Here is a 15,688-nt window from a genome sequence, read left to right as displayed (position 1 = left end):
TCGCCCAGGGCAGAGGCGTGGCCTGGCCTAAAGCAGGCACTTTCAACGCGCAGCAGTCGATTCAAGTCACGACCGCTGAGGAGTGGGCCCGGGCAAATCCGGCAACCTCATCAGCACAAGGGCAGTAGCTGAACGAACGTTCTCGCGCTGGGAGTTGACCTGCTAAAAAGCTCCTCAGTCTGATAATGGGCGCTGATCACCGAAGCTAAGGCGCGGAGTACGGGTCTGGTAATCCAAGACGCCGAATCTTTATCTTATCCGCACCGTGCCGAGGTCTGAGGCGTCCCACTTTACTATCTCTTGAATTTTCTAAGCGCGGATTCCGAACCACGGTGACTTAACCAAGCGCTTACTAAAGCCTTGCAAATGAGCGTGGTTTTGAGGAGCACAGGGGGGAGAATGGTGTGGTCAGGTGTGTCTACCGGACGCTTACGGTCAACATCGACTTCTGTGTGTACAAGATATTTTCTGCCGCCGCCCGCGTCCTGGGTCGAGTGCCCTCGGCGGTGAACATGGCGGTCTCGCAACTGGAAGCGGAGCTGGACCTGAAGCTTTTCGACCGCTCGACCCGCAAGGCCCTGCCCACCCCGCCGATCGAGCGCTGGAGCCGCAGGCCCGGCAGGTGGTCAGCCAGTTGAACCTGCTCGACGCTCAGTTGCACAGGGGCCTGGAGCGCCGCCTAGTGCTGGCCATGGCGCCGGAGCTGCAGACCGGCGTCTGGAACCGCCCACTGACCACCCTGGCCCGGGAATTCCCGACCCTGGAAATCGAGATTCGCTCGACCGCACAGACCGATGCGGTGCGCATGATTCATGATGGCAGCGTGCACGTGGCGCTGATGTTCGAGCGCCCCGGCATCGACGAGCGTGGGGCCTTCGCCGAGGCTGGCAGCCAGTTGCTCACCGAGGTGGCGCCGCCGGCTACCCTTACACCAGCGACGGCCAGCCGCCGGACGAGGGCACATGGCCGACACCCGGCAGATCGTGGTGGCCAGTGGCGATACCAAGGCCTTGGACCCGCAGATCGGTCTGTCACACCGGGTGTGACAGACCGACAGCTACATGTCCACCTTCGACTTGGTGCAGGCCGGCATGGGTTGGGCCAACCTGCCCATCCGATGATCGACTCGGGTGTGCTGGCGGCCGTGAAGTTCGACAACATGGCCAGCCAGACTGAGAACTCCTCCGGGATCATTTTTTGGTTAAAGATCAGTTCCCGCCCATTTCCTACTCAGTTATGCCCGACCGCATCAGAATCGCGTCGGCCCGGCCTCGACCTGCTCGCGCAGCAGTTTCAGGTAGCGGCGCGCGCCGAGGCCCAAGGGGCGACTTTTGTACCAGATCACATCGACCCACAGGCGGCACTTTTCGCAGGATGTCGCCCGCTGCATTTGATACCTTAATGAAGATGATCTGTTCCGCGGTCTGTTGAGCAAACTACGGCAAGGCTATGTCCGCCAGCCTTGCAAAAGCCGCCACCAACAGGCCGGCAATGGTTGCCGCAATCCACAACGTAACTCTAGTACGCCAGCGCATGGAAGCGAAAACTCGGCGTAACAGCGTTATCGGTTTGATCACCCGAGGGGCTTCCCCTGAAGTCGCCATATTGACCCCAAGACTAACCAAATAAGCAGCCCGTTCCAAACATCTTTGGGCACGCCACTCGACAGGCTCTTTTCGCGTTTGTAGGTATTCACCTACCCAGTGAGAGGTCTAAATACCTCCAAAAAACCGGTGTGATGAGTACCAGCATGGTTAGTATCTCTAGCCGGCCCAGCAGCATGCCGATGGTAAGGAAGCTTGGCGAGTGTGAGGCGACCGATCTAGCGGCTTACATCGACAATTAATCGGCCACGGATCTTCCCGTCCAACAAGTCGACAGCGGCTGGAAGAGCAGCCTCAATGCCAATGTCTCTGGTCATCAAAGATAAGGCATCGAGGTTGAGTTGATTAGCCAGTCGTTCCCAAGCTTCGACTCGTCGCTCAAACGGCTGAGTAACACTGTTGATGCCAAGCAGGCTTATCCCTCGCAGAATGAAGGGGGCAACGGTTGCAGGGAAATCCATTCCCTGAGCCAATCCACACGCAGCCACCAAGCCTTCGGACATCGTGCTTGCGCACGCATTGGCCAAGGTGTGGCTACCGACCGAGTCGATTACTGCAGCCCATTTTTCTTTGGCCAAGGGACGCCCTGGGGCCGAAAGCTCGGCACGATCAATGATCGTCGTAGCCCCCAGGCTCTTCAGATAGGCTTCTTCGCTGACTTTTCCTGTTACGGCGGTGACCGAGTAACCGGCACCCGCCAGAAGGCTGATTGCGAAGCTTCCGACGCCACCTGTGGCGCCTGTCACCAGCACGGTGCCGTTGGACGGCTTCAGTCCATGACGCTCCAATGCCATCACGCAAAGCATAGCGGTGTATCCGGCAGTGCCAACGGCCATGGATTCCCGTTCGGTCAGGCGATCGGGGTGGGGGATAAGCCAGTCGCCGTTCAATCTCGCCTTTTGTGCAAGCCCGCCCCAATGGCTTTCACCCACGCCCCAGCCATTCAGAAGAACGCGATCACCCGGCTTGTAGCGCGGATCATCACTCGACTCGACGGTGCCTGCAAGGTCGATGCCCGGCACCATCGGGAAGCTACGAACAACCGGCCCTTTGCCGGTGATAGCCAGAGCATCCTTGTAGTTCAAGGTGCTGTAGGCGACCTTCACCGTCACGTTCCCGCTTGGCAGTTGGTCATCCTTCAACTCGGTGAGCCGGGCCGAATGCTTTTCTCCCAGCTTCTCAATCAAAATGCCTTTGAACATTGCGTACCCTAATTTAGACCGATTGTCTTTAAATTATCGTAAGGAATCACCTAGTGATTCCAGCCAGAAAGCCTTGAAAAAAAATGTCGAGGGGACGGACATGTTGCGCCAAGCGTGCACGAAGGACGGCGCCCTCCCAACCAACCCAGAAGTAGACCGCGAGGGTTTGACAGTCATGCTGGGGAGATATCTCGTCCAGTTTGACCGCTTCCTCCAGGCAGGCAGCCAAGCGCTGCTCCCAGTCCTGCAGGGTCAGTTCCAGTTGTTCGCGGAAGCTGTCTGGCAGTACCAGTACCTCTTGGCCAAGGTTGCCCACAAGACAGCCCCTTCGGAATTGATACTTGGCCATCCCAACTTTTGCTTCCTCAACAAAGTTCGACAGTCTTCGTAGAGGTGGCACGCTCAGGTCGCTGAAGCAACGATCCAGCTTCCGGGCAAAGTAGTCTGCATAGCGCTCCAACACGGCTTGGCCGAAAGCCTCTTTGCTTTCAAAGTAGTGGTAGAACGAGCCTTTGGGTACTTGGATGCGTTTGAGAACGGTGTCGATACCGGTGGCAGCAAAGCCCTGCTCGGTGAGGATTTCCATGCCGCAGCGAAGGAGCAATTCCAGCGTTTCGCCATGCTCACGTGGGACTTTGGGGGGGCGGCCTCTTCGAGAGATTGGTTTAGAGCTATTCATGCGTTGTAATTTAGACTAACCGTCTCTAATGTCAACCGCTGAGAGATTTGATCCCCAGAACCTAGTGTTGGATGCCTTATGTAAAGCGTTTATCTGAGGAAGCGAAGTTATTTAGAGCTTCGTCCTGCGAAGGTGTGGAGGAGAACGAGCAACGATAACCAAACAACTCAAGCGATTAAAAAATGGCCTCCTCGGGGCCATTTTTTGATTGCTTTACGAAAGTCTTAAACCTCTGCAATGATTTTTAGCTGGTATGTCATTGCGCTCGAAGGTGATCACTCTTTGATGCCGCGTAAACGAAGCGAACGTCGACGCATAATTTCAACCGCAACCAGCAATGCCACCGAGCCGAGAATCAATAACGTGGCCGCCGCCAGGATGGTTGGGCTGATCTGTTCGCGCATGCCTGACCACATTTGTCGCGGTATTGTGCGTTGCTCAACCCCGCCAAGAAATTGCACCAGCACAGCTTCATCGAATGAGGTCACCATCGCAAAGAGCGCACCGGACATGATCCCTGGACGAATAATCGGGAAGGTCACACGGAAAAATGTATAGGTCGAAGACGCTCCAAGGCTTGCCGCTGCTCTGGTCAAGGAATGGTCGAAACCAACCAATGTCGCCGTCACTGTGATGATGACGAATGGGGTGCCGAGTACTGCATGGCCCAGGATGATGCCGAGGTGATTCTGTCCAATGCCCAGCGCGCTGTAGAAAAAGTACATGCCAGCGGATGAGATGATCACCGGTACGATCATCGGTGAAATCAAGGTGCCCATCAGCAGTCCCTTGCACGGCAAATTAGCGCGGCACAGCCCGAGCGCTGCCAGCGTTCCCAATGCCGTTGCGATGACCGTGGCACAGGACGCGATTATCAGGCTGTTCTTGAACGACAACACCCACAGTGGGTCTTCAAGAAGCATGTGGTACCAACGCATGGAAAAGGCTGCCGGATCGAGGTTGAGCATCCCGCTGGTGAAGCTGAAGTAGGGCTCTACATTGAACGACAAAGGCACCACGACCAGTATTGGCAGGATCAAAAACAGCAGTACCAATACACCAAAACCACGAACACTGAAGAACCAGACTCTGCCCATCGGGCTGGTATAGCTTGGAAGACTCATCTCGATTACCCCAGTTTCATGTTGTTGATGCCTACGACCCGGTCATATACCCAATACAGCACCAGTACAATCAGCAGCAGGATGGAGGCGATGGCAGCGGCCAGTCCCCAGTTCAGGGAGGTCTGCATGTGGTAGGCAATAAAGTTGCTGATGACCTGGCCCGTGCGGCCACCTACCAATGCGGGGGTGATGTAGTAACCGGTGGCCAGGATGAACACCAGAATGCCGCCGGCACTCAACCCGGGCAGCGACAGGGGGAAGTAGATCTGCACAAAGGTGCGGAATGAACTGGCCCCCATTGAGTGCGCCGCTCGGGTGTAGGTGGAGTCGATACTTTTCATGACGCTGTACATCGGCAACACCATGAACGGCAACAGGATGTGCGTCATGGCAATCACCGTTCCGAACAGGTTATACATCAGTTCAAGTGGCTGGCTGATCACGCCCAGGCTGCTCAATGTACTGTTCAGTACGCCGTTGTTCTGCAGGATCACCATCCAGGCACTGGTGCGTACCAGCAGTGATGTCCAGAAGGGCAGCAGCACCATGACCATTAACAGATTGCTGGTTTTTGCGGGAAGGGTCGCCAGCATGTACGCCAGCGGGTAACCGAGGAACATGCACAGTGCCGTGATACCCAACGCGACCATCAACGTCTTGATCAGGATGCTGACGTAGATGCGCCGGCTTTCAGGTTGCTGCACGACCTTGCCCTGGTCGTCATAGCGTAAGTCCAGTGCGGCCAGGTAGTTGGAGGCGGAATAGGGCGGCGCCATTTTCTTCAGTTGCATCCAGGTACCGATTTGCCCCCAGCGTTTGTCGGCAGCGGTCATTCGGCTGTTGAACGTGCCCGGTTCGACGGCCTCGCTGGCCAGACCGCGCGCGGTGCGGGCCATCAGAGTCTTGGCATCGCTCATGACCCGGTTGAGATCGGAGCCGACACTGTCGAGTTGTCGTGCCTGTTGCAAGCTGAGAATTTCATGCCCGACGACGTCGAACAGTTGCTCGTCCGGAAGCGCCGTGCCCTTCCAGTTGAGCAGCGCGGCTGCAGTCTGTGGCATTGCTACGGAAAGGGCAGGGGTTTGCACGCTGCGCAGCAACATGGTGCCAATCGGCAACAGAAAAAACACCGTGATGAACGCCAGCAATGGTACGACCAACAGCAATGATTTTGTCTTGTTGAGGCGTTCAGCCCGGTCAAGTTTGTCCTTCAGGTTGCTTTGCGGCTGTGCCTCGTCGACATTGTCGAGCGCGGGGCTGACGCTATATGAGTTGTTCATCTTGGGGACTCCGGCAAAACGGTAAAGTCGTTGAAAGGCTTCAGGCGTCCAGTGCTCGACAGTCGTCGGCCGACCAACCCACATCAATGCACGTACCGGCTTGGGGCGCCGGGCGTCCCGCGGTATTGACCATCTTGACAATGAACTCGTCATTGCCTGCCAGCCTCAAGCGCGCGCGCAAATGATCACCGTGGTAGATGATCTCTTCGATGCGTGCGGGCATATGGTTGTCGTACTCGCCTGGGCGTGCACCAATCTGAACGCGCTCGGGGCGAATCGATAAAGTGGTATTCGCGCTGGCGGTGGGGATGTTGACGGAAAGCGCCTTGACCAGATGATTGCCAACGCGTACTTGGCAGTAGCTTTGGTGACGCTCGACAATCTGCCCAGTCAGTCGATTATTTTCGCCGATAAAGCTCGCTACGAACGCGGTCTGAGGTTTCTCGTAAAGATCGGATGGGTTGGCTAGTTGCTGAACAATCCCGTCATTGAATACGGCAATGCGATCCGACATTGTCAGTGCTTCGGTTTGATCGTGCGTGACGTAAACAACTGTGATGCCGAGCTGCTTCGATAGGCGCTTGATCTCGTACTGCATTTGTTCACGCAGCTGTTTATCCAAGGCGCCCAGCGGCTCATCCATCAGAACCAGGCGCGGTTCGAAAATCAATGCCCGGGCCAGCGCAACGCGTTGTTTCTGACCACCCGATAACTGAGCGGGCATTCGTTTGGCAAATGGCCCCAGGGCCACTAACTCCAAGGATTTCCTCACGCGGGCTTCGATGTCTTGCCGGGACAGTTTGCGTACCTTGAGCGGGAAGGCGAGATTCTCTTCGATAGTCATGTGGGGGAACAGGGCGTAGTTCTGGAACACCATGCCGATACCGCGCTTTTGTGGGGCGATATCGTTAACCGACTGCCCATCAATGCAGATCTGGCCATTTGTCACCGTTTCGAACCCCGCCAACATCATCAAACATGTCGTCTTGCCGGAACCCGAAGGGCCAAGCATTGTGACGAACTCACCCTGTTCGATTTCGAGGTTGAAGTTTTTGACGACCAGATGTTCGCCGTCATAACTCTTCTGCACATTTCGAAAACTAACGAATGATTCAGTACGCATGGGGGAGATCTCTTGTTATTGGTGCTGTAGAGGAGCCGGGCACGAAAAGTCGCCCGGGCCCATCAAAGGGGGTGTCAGGTGTGTTGCGGCAAGGCTGTGGTTGAGTTTTTGGTTACTTGGACAGCCAAGCGTTGAAGCGCTCGTTCAATTCGTCTGCGTGGTCTCCCCACCACTGGGAGTCCACCTGAAGTGCGCTGGCAAAGTTTTCAGGGCTAGTCGGCAAGTTGGGTTTGACCTTCGGGTCTACCAAGGCTTGCGCGGAGAGTCGTGTAGGGCCATAGGCGATATAGTTACTTTGGTCAGCCAGTACCGAGCTTTGAGTGGCAAACTTCAAAAAATCCATCGCCTGATCTTTTTTCGGATTGCCGGCAGGGACTACCCAAGCCTCCATGTCATACATCTGACCATCCCACACGATTTTGAACGGCTGCTGCTCTTTCTGCTGAGCGATCACGATACGCCCGCTATAAGCTGAGATCATGCTGACCTCGCCATCGGCTAGCAGTTGCGGCGCTTGTGCCCCGGCTTCCCACCAGATGGTGTCCTTTTTGATTGTGTCGAGCTTCGCAAAAGCTCGATCCAGGCCTTCTTCAGTCCCCAGCATTTCGTACACCTTTTCACGGGGCACACCGTCGGCCATCAGCGCCCATTCAAGATTGACTTGAGGTGCTTTACGCAGTGCTCGCTTGCCTGGGAAGCGCTTGGTGTCGAAAAAGTCTTTCAGGGTATGGGGCTGTTCGCCCTTGAAGGCTTTGGTGTTGTAGGCCATGACTGTCGACCAAACGTAACTCGCCACGCCGCATTCCGTCAGGGCTCCTGGCAGAAAATCCTTTGCAGCAGGTGTTCCATCCGGTGCAGGTGCCAGGGTGGCTGGGTCAATTCGTTCAAGCAGGCCGTTGTTACAGGCACGAATGACGTTCGGTATTTCAGCATCGACTACGTCCCAAGTGACCTTTTTGCTGTCTACCTGAGTCTTGATTTGCGCGATGCCCCCAGAATAGTCCTCCGAAATCACCCGGGTACCAGTGGCGGCAGTGAAGGGTTTGTGTGCGGCTTGGATCTGGGCGTTTGTTAGGTTGCCGCCGTAGGACACAACCGTGAGAGTGTTTTCTGCGTAAGCACTGCAGGACACTATGCCGGTTAGCAAAAGAAACGTTGCGCTTTTCATGCGTGAGACCCCTCGTTTTTATTTTTGTGGGAAACCGTCACAAGCTCTTCGCACGGAGTGCGTGAGCAACCGAAGAGACGATCAGGGCTTTACTCTCGGCAAAAAAATCGGAAGGTAAAAGCAATAAAAAAAAACCCAATGGGGCGATTTTTTTTATGGGTGCAACACAAAAATTATCTATTGGTGTCTAAAGTGAAGGGCTTCAGGCATTCACGGATTCAAAAATCACTTCCTCATTCTTCGCTACGCGCGGCGGACGCTTCTTCCATCAGCCAACTTGCGAAAGCTGCCGCTTGGGGATTGACGATTTTGTGCGGGGAATACACTAAGTAAAACGCTTCTGAGGTTTTAAATTTTGCGGTCAAAGGGGCGATGAGTTGTCCTGATTCAAGATACTGCTCGACGAGCGATGATCGCGCCAAGGCAACTCCTTGACCCAGCTCCGCCATTTTCAGTGCGGAAATAAGCGTGTCGAACTGCAGTCCTTGAGATGAGTCAACGTCGTCGGCCTTGGCCTTTTTCAACCAATAGCCCCATCCCTCCTCATAACCCAAGACATGCAGAAGTTCGTGGTGACGAAGGTCTCTTGGGGTTTTCAAGGGCTTTTGCGTTGTGGGCAAATCAGGGGAGCACACAGGGAAAAGCAAATCCCAGGTCAGCCGTTCACTCTTCAGGCCAGTCCATTTACCGCTGCCATATCGAATTTCCAGATCAGATTCGAGATCGGTTTCGCCCATCCAGATGTTGCTGGTGATACGCAAATTGACATCTGGATGCTGCTCGCGAAATCGCGGCAGACGACCCGACAGCCAATGAGTAAAGAAAACCAGACTGCTGCGCACTGTGAGCACCTTCCGGTGCCCTTGACCGAATATCTCATCGGTCGCCGCTGCAAGACGCTCCACCGATTCATGGACGACGGGTAGAAAGGCTAAGCCAGGCTCCGTCAGTTCCAAACCTCTAGGTAGACGCTTAAACAGAGCTGCGCCGAGCTGCGATTCCAGTGCTTTGATCTGCTGGCTGACGGCTGCCTGAGTGAGACTCAGTTCTACAGCCGCCTCCGTAAAGCTGAGGTGACGAGCGGCTGACTCGAACGCGCGTAACCAGTTGAGCGGAGGTAGTCGCTTCTTCATGGCTCAAAATTCTCTGAGGAAAAGTGCCTGGCTATGGGGCGAGCCAGCGTACGTCTTGTAGCGGCAATCCATAAATCCTACTCCTATCGCATAAAAAAAATGAACCCATAGGGTTTTTTTTTATTGCTTTCGCAGTCCCCAACTTTTCTCGAAAGTAACTCCCAGATCGCCACTCAATGGGCCAAGCCTGAAACGCTTTGAGCCTCTGCAGACGGCTTCTGAAAACCTAAACCCTGCGTGAAAGCTTGAAGAAGCAGGACAATAAAAATAATGGGTGAAACATGACAAACCTCAGTCAGCTACCCCTTTGCGGTGTGAACGTTATCGATTTTGGCCAATACATTGCCGGCCCCGCTGTCGCGATGATACTGGGTGATCTCGGGGCCACGGTCATTCATATTGATCCACCCGCTGGCCCGCTCTGGGATAGCCCGGCGAATGCCGTCCTCAACCGAAACAAGCAGTGCTTACGCTTGGACTTGAAGTCCCCTGAGGGTTTGCACCACGCCAGGCAGATGATCGCAAAAGCCGACATCGTGATTGAGAACTTCCGTCCTGGCGTGATGAAAAAACTGGGGCTGGATTTTTCCGAGTTGCGTCGTGAACACCCGCAACTGATCACCTTGTCCATTCCAGGTTTTGCAACGAATGATGAACTCCGAAGCCAATGGCGTGCCACTGAGGCAATTATCGCTTCAGCCTCAGGGGTTTTCACTGATATGGGGCAAAATCGGGTATTGATGGGCATTAACCCGAGCTTTTCTCCACTGCCACTCGCATCCGCTTACGGCACTATGCTCGCCGTCTCGGCTGTGGTGCTGGCATTGCAATCCAGACAACGCACTGGCATGGGTGATGAGATCGAAGTGCCGCTCGCTTCGGCGGTCATGGAGGGACTTTCTTACAACTCAATCAAGATCGACGGCTATCCAGCGCGCTACAAAACCTTGCGTGAAAAAGAGATTGAGCGTCGGCGAGCCGAGAACCTGCCGATGAACCTCAGTTATGAGGATTTGCAGGAGTACCTCGACCCCTTCTACCGTACCTATGAATGTGCTGACGGACGCAAATTCTACGCAGTTTGCCCTTCCCATCGCTCGCATGCCAAACGCTGCCTACAGGCAATGGGTTTGTACGAGGAAATGCTCGCTGCAGGCCTTCCCAAAGTTGAAGATCCCTACCTGCCATTTGCACAATGGGAAGGTGATGCCTCACTCGGTGTTTATCCACTACCAGCTCATTGGGCCAAGGTTATCTCGGCGCGCATGAAGGAAGTCTTCCTGACCAAGACGGCTGCGCAATGGGAAAAAATCTTCGGTGAAGGGCAGTTTCCTGGCGCTCCTCATCGTTCAACTCAAGAGTGGTTGCACGATGAGCATGCAAACACTGCAGGTCTAGTGGTTGACGTCACTGATCATCAATATGGACTGATGAAACAGCCAGGCGCTATAGCCTGGCTGGAAGACAGTGCAGAGTTGATGTTGTCTCCGCTCTCACGACGAGAAGTCAGTATCGAGGAGGCATTGGCCACCTTGAGTGAAGGCACTCGCGAGGAGTTGCCAGCCGTAAATCAGCCATGTTCAAAAGGATGGCTGGACGGTGTTCGTATCCTCGACCTGACCAACGTGATTGCCGGCCCGCACTCGACCTCATTCCTCGGGCGATTCGGTGCTGATGTCATCAAGCTTGACCCCACCAAGCCAAATTACGATCCATGGAACACCGTGGTATTCGGTATGTCTTCGGCGCGCGGTAAGCAAAGCGTGTTGGTCGACCTCAATCAAGAGGAGGGGCGTGAGGTATTCGATAGGTTGGTGAAGTCAGTGGATGTCATTGTCATGAATGCGCCTGATCGCCAACTGGCGCCTTTAGGGTTAGATGAAGCCAGTCTGAAGGCGGTGAATCCTGAGGTGATTTTCTGCCAGTTGGACTGCTTCGGTGGCCCGCGCCGTGGCCCTAGAACTGACTACTTGGGTTACGACGATCTCATCCAGGCCACGACCGGCATCATGCTGCGGTTTGGTGGCGGTATGCAGACCCCGGAAGAACATGCTCATGTTGGCACCATTGATGTGATGTGCGGTTTCGCTGCTGCGCTTGGCGTGGCCACAGCGTTGTATCAAAAGTCCAGAACAGGCAAGGTCAGCCGAGCTCGGACGTCACTGGCTGCCTTGGGCAACCTGGTTCAAGTTCCTTTCTGTTACGACTACTCGGGGCGCGCACCCTTTGATGAGCCGGCGGGTCGTGAGGTGTTGGGTTATAGCGATCTGTCGCGTTTCTATCGAACGGCTGACGGATGGCTATACCTCGATGCAGATTCAGCGGATCTGGGCAGACTGGATGCAGTTCAAGGCTTGAACGGCCTGTCTGCGGCAGGTGACCACGCGGCTTTCCTCAGTGCAGCTCTGGCCAAGGTGGCGGGAGAAACCTGGCAACGCCGTTTGCAGGAAGCCGGAGTCGCCGCTGCTGTCCCGGATAACATCGACAATCTCCGCAATCGCTACAGCCGACCTGCTGACAACTACCCGGGCACTGACAACGGGAGCTACTCGTTCAGTGTCTATGCCGATCATCCGAGTGGGCGCTGCGTAACTCAGCTCGATCCCTTTGCCATACGCCCGCGCCATGCGGCGATCCGCAGCCTTTCACCAGCAGAAAAATTTGGCGCTTCAACCAGATCTGTCTTGGGTGAACTCGGTTACAGCGAAAGTGAAGTTGACGCTCTTATGACCCGCAGCGTTATCAGCGACAGCTGGAGCCAAGAGTATTTGCCCAGCTGACATTCCCGTCAGAGGTTAAGGGTAAGAAGTTTCACAAATGCCCATCTACCTCGGCGACTTCCATCACAAGAAAAATAGGGGGCGGCACTCTCCTGGAGTCGACGCCCCCACAGGGAAACTTTCGGAGGCAACATGTCGAATCAAATAGTTCTGCCGCGCATCCTGCAGGTGGGCGCCAAGGCCAGCGAGGCCATTCCAGATGTGCTCGCTAGCCTGGGTTGCCATCGACCATTGATCATCACTGACAAAATGATGGTGCAACTCGGTTACGCCGGTCGTATCCAGGATGTACTTGCAAGCAAAGGTTTGAGCGCCGACGTTTTCGCCGACACTGTTCCTGAGCCCACGGTCGATTCGATTCGTGCCGGTGTTGAACATGCTAGATCGGGCGACTATGACAGCATCATTGCATTGGGTGGTGGCAGTCCAATCGACAGTGCCAAAGCCATTGGCATTCTCGCCAAGTTCGGTGGCGAGATGCGTGACTATAAATTTCCACGGCAGGTGAGCGAGCAAGGCTTGCCGATCATTGCAGTACCGACCACAGCTGGTACCGGTTCGGAAGTTACCCGTTTCACCATCATTACTGATGAACAGAACGACGAAAAAATGCTCTGCGTAGGCATCGGGTTTATGCCTGTGGCGGCATTGGTCGACTACACCCTGACGCTCTCCCTGCCAGCTCGTGTCACGGCGGATACCGGTATCGATGCACTAACCCACGCCATTGAGGCCTATGTCAGCCTCAAAGCCAACCTCTACAGTGACAGTCAGGCGCTGGCCGCGATGCGTCTGATTGGCCCGAACTTGCGTCGCGCCTATCACTCAGGCCAGGACATTGCAGCGCGCGAGGCGCTGATGCTGGGATCTACTTTGGCCGGAGTTGCGTTTTCGGCAGCCTCAGTTGCCCTGGTGCATGGTATGAGCCGCCCAATTGGAGCTTTTTTCCATGTGCCACACGGACTTTCCAACGCGATGCTGCTGCCAGGTGTAACAGCTTTCTCCATTCCAGGCGCCCCAAAACGTTACGCCGATTGTGCGCGGGCCATTGGCGTCGCGACCGCTGAGGACAGCGACGATAGCGCCAACGCTAAGTTGCTCGTCGAACTGCAGGCCCTCAATGACGAGCTGCAAGTTCCCACACCTGAAGGCTTTGGCATCAGTCGCTCACGCTTCTTCGAACTGATGCCAATTATGGCTGAGCAAGCCCTCGCATCCGGTTCACCGGGCAACAATCCTCGGGTGCCTTCGGTCGACGAGATGATCGAGCTCTACCGAAACCTCTGGTAGCCAAAAAGACAACCACGCCTCTTCATCACTTCAGCGGTAACTGCCGCGTACATAAAATAAGGAATACTCGCATGATTACTGTAGGTCATCTGATCAACGGCCAGATTGTCACTGATACTGAGCGCACTCAGGACGTGTTCAATCCTGCAACGGGCGAAGTCACCAAACAGGTTGCACTGGCCTCGAAACTAACGGTCGAAAAAGCCATTGCTGCCGCTGAAGCGGCTTTTCCTGAATGGCGCAACACACCACCGATCAAGCGCGCACGGGTGATGTTCCGCTTCAAAGAACTGCTTGAGCAGAATGCCGAACGTATCTGCCAAATGATTGGTGAAGAGCACGGGAAAATTGTCCACGATGCCATGGGCGAGCTTCAGCGGGGCATCGAAAATGTTGAATATGCGTGCGGTGTGCCCGAGTTGCTCAAGGGGGAGCACAGCAAAAATGTTGGCCCCAATATCGATTCTTGGAGTGAGTTCCAACCGCTGGGTGTAGTTGCTGGAATCACGCCATTCAACTTCCCGGCGATGGTACCGCTGTGGATGTTTCCTATGGCGATTGCCTGCGGTAACTGCTTCATCCTGAAACCCTCCGAGCGTGATCCAAGTTCGACCTTGTTCATCGCTCAGCTGCTGCAGGAAGCTGGTTTACCGAATGGCGTCATGAGTGTGGTCAATGGTGATAAAGAGGCCGTTGATACCTTGCTCCACGACCATCGTGTCCAGGCGGTAAGTTTTGTAGGTTCGACACCCATCGCTGAGTACATCTACCGGACGGCTGCGGCAAATGGCAAACGTTGCCAAGCATTGGGTGGAGCAAAAAACCACGCCATCGTCATGCCAGATGCGGACATCGATAATGCGGTCAACCAGTTGGTGGGGGCTGCATTTGGATCATCAGGGGAGCGATGCATGGCTCTGTCTGTAGCGGTCACAGTAGGTGATGCAACAGCCGATGCCTTGATCAGCAAAATGCGCGAAGCAATGACCAGTCTCAAGGTCGGCGCCTATCAAGACAAGAGCAACGACTTCGGCCCTCTGATCACTCGCCAACATCAGCAAAAAGTGATCGGATACATCGACAGTGCAGAGGAGGAGGGCGCAGAGGTCGTAGTGGATGGTCGAAACATTCAGGTTCCAGCTTGCGAGAACGGTTTTTTTGTTGGGGGGACATTGATCGATCAAGTCAAACCCGGCATGCGCTGCTACGAGGAAGAGATCTTCGGGCCGGTGCTGTTGATCGTGCGCGCGCAGAGCATGCAAGAGGCGATGCAACTGATCGATGCCCATGAGTACGGTAACGGCACCTGCATCTTCACTCGCGATGGTGAAGCAGCCCGCTACTTTTCGGACAACATTAAGGTCGGCATGGTCGGCATCAACGTACCGCTCCCAGTACCTGTCGCGTATCACAGCTTTGGTGGCTGGAAGCGCTCGCTCTTTGGCGACCTGCATGCCTACGGCCCGGATGCCGTTCGTTTCTATAGCAAGCGTAAAACGGTCACTCAGCGCTGGCCATCTTCGGGCATCCGCGAGGGTGTAGAGTTCTCTATGCCGACGATGAAATGACTGAATGGCAAGCTCAAATAAGATGTAGAGCGTTTTCTTCATCAAGTGTCGTGGTCATCGACATTTTGCCGGGCTAACGCCGAGTCCTGGCTCACCAGATGATTTTGGTTTACGTACAAAAAAGGCCCTCTACAGGGCCTTTTTTGTCGAGGATTTAGACATTGGGTTTGGCGTTAGCGTAGTGGGCGGTCACGCGCCATGCGGGATGCAAACAGCCCGCATCCATTGCGCAAACTTTCGTGCCGACGTCAGTCACCCTTCTTGTCCTATGGCGGCGTTCAAAGAAACTCCTTTCGGATGTCGATACTCGATCGTTCACCAATGTTCCTGTAGTTCTCCGTGAGCCACGTATCGGCCTCTCGTCGTCCGTTGTCGCGTAGTCCGCAAAGGAAGTCCCAGTCCGCGTTGGATTTGCTGGACACACTGAGCGCACACATCGCCTCGTCAGACTTAATGGAATGATAAGCATCTCCTTCATTGCGATCGAGCTTACATCGTCAGTATTGCCATGTGCCAACGAGTCTCCTACGCCGATACCTTTAAATCCAAGATCGTCAAGGAATACCTGCAAGCTGTCGACCGCAAGCGTTGCATTGAGCCTCGAACGTGTACTGGGCCGCCCGTTCAAGCGTAACGTATGGACTGTTCCGTACTTGCTCCAAGAATTGGAGAAAGACCCAACGCATCACATCAAGAAGTACCGCGCTGTGTTCGCCCAGGGCAGAGGCGTGGCCTGG

The 15,688-nt window shown here is 55.0% G+C and carries 10 protein-coding genes and 3 pseudogenes; 6 read left to right on the top strand and 7 right to left on the bottom strand.

Annotated elements, in window-relative coordinates; translation table 11 throughout:
• Together BZL43_RS28485 and BZL43_RS28770 are read left to right on the top strand one after the other, a co-directional pair.
• Positions 1-128, top strand: a pseudogene (locus tag BZL43_RS28485) (aromatic alcohol reductase); the annotation flags it as partial.
• Positions 129-440: 312 nt separating this feature from the next.
• A pseudogene (locus BZL43_RS28770) lies at positions 441-1,222 on the top strand (LysR family transcriptional regulator); the annotation flags it as partial.
• A 600-nt stretch (positions 1,223-1,822) separates the two neighbouring features.
• On the opposite strand, the gene BZL43_RS05330 reads toward BZL43_RS28770, so the two are convergent.
• The 7 genes from BZL43_RS05330 to gcvA form a co-directional block, all read right to left on the bottom strand.
• Positions 1,823-2,806 carry an MDR family oxidoreductase gene (locus BZL43_RS05330; protein WP_095631342.1) on the bottom strand — a complete coding sequence of 328 codons (984 nt, stop codon included), beginning with the start codon at positions 2,804-2,806 and terminating at the stop codon, positions 1,823-1,825.
• 46 nt (positions 2,807-2,852) lie between these two features.
• Positions 2,853-3,392 carry a TetR/AcrR family transcriptional regulator gene (locus tag BZL43_RS05325; protein WP_095631341.1) on the bottom strand — a complete coding sequence of 180 codons (540 nt, stop codon included), beginning with the start codon at positions 3,390-3,392 and terminating at the stop codon, positions 2,853-2,855.
• Positions 3,393-3,760: 368 nt separating this feature from the next.
• On the bottom strand, positions 3,761-4,609 hold the full coding sequence (locus tag BZL43_RS05320; RefSeq protein ID WP_047542132.1) for an ABC transporter permease: 849 nt from the start codon (positions 4,607-4,609) through the stop codon (positions 3,761-3,763).
• A gap of 5 nt (positions 4,610-4,614) precedes the next feature.
• Positions 4,615-5,889, bottom strand: a complete 1,275-nt coding sequence (locus BZL43_RS05315; protein WP_095631340.1) for an ABC transporter permease — start codon at positions 5,887-5,889, stop codon at positions 4,615-4,617.
• Positions 5,890-5,929: 40 nt separating this feature from the next.
• The gene (locus BZL43_RS05310; RefSeq protein WP_095631339.1) at positions 5,930-7,012 is read right to left on the bottom strand and encodes an ABC transporter ATP-binding protein; all 1,083 of its coding nucleotides are present in this window, start codon (positions 7,010-7,012) and stop codon (positions 5,930-5,932) included.
• Positions 7,013-7,124: 112 nt separating this feature from the next.
• Positions 7,125-8,180, bottom strand: a complete 1,056-nt coding sequence (locus tag BZL43_RS05305) for an ABC transporter substrate-binding protein (protein ID WP_095631338.1) — start codon at positions 8,178-8,180, stop codon at positions 7,125-7,127.
• Positions 8,181-8,413: 233 nt separating this feature from the next.
• Entirely contained in the window at positions 8,414-9,313 is a 900-nt protein-coding gene (gcvA, locus tag BZL43_RS05300) for a transcriptional regulator GcvA (protein ID WP_095631337.1), read from the bottom strand.
• A gap of 281 nt (positions 9,314-9,594) precedes the next feature.
• Here gcvA and BZL43_RS05295 point away from each other — a divergent pair, with 281 nt between their 5' ends.
• The 4 genes and pseudogenes from BZL43_RS05295 to BZL43_RS05275 form a co-directional block, all read left to right on the top strand.
• Positions 9,595-12,093 (top strand): CoA transferase, encoded by a 2,499-nt coding sequence (locus tag BZL43_RS05295; RefSeq protein WP_095631336.1) that lies wholly within the window; start codon positions 9,595-9,597, stop codon positions 12,091-12,093.
• A gap of 132 nt (positions 12,094-12,225) precedes the next feature.
• Positions 12,226-13,383, top strand: coding sequence for an iron-containing alcohol dehydrogenase (locus BZL43_RS05290; RefSeq protein WP_095631335.1), 1,158 nt, complete (start codon positions 12,226-12,228; stop codon positions 13,381-13,383).
• A gap of 71 nt (positions 13,384-13,454) precedes the next feature.
• Positions 13,455-14,951, top strand: a complete 1,497-nt coding sequence (locus BZL43_RS05285; RefSeq protein WP_095631334.1) for a CoA-acylating methylmalonate-semialdehyde dehydrogenase — start codon at positions 13,455-13,457, stop codon at positions 14,949-14,951.
• 587 nt (positions 14,952-15,538) lie between these two features.
• Positions 15,539-15,688, top strand: a pseudogene (locus tag BZL43_RS05275) (aromatic alcohol reductase); the annotation flags it as partial.

The sequence above is a fragment of the Pseudomonas sp. PICF141 genome (assembly GCF_002286815.1).
GTDB lineage: Bacteria > Pseudomonadota > Gammaproteobacteria > Pseudomonadales > Pseudomonadaceae > Aquipseudomonas.
This window is presented reverse-complemented; position numbering and strand designations above follow the sequence as displayed.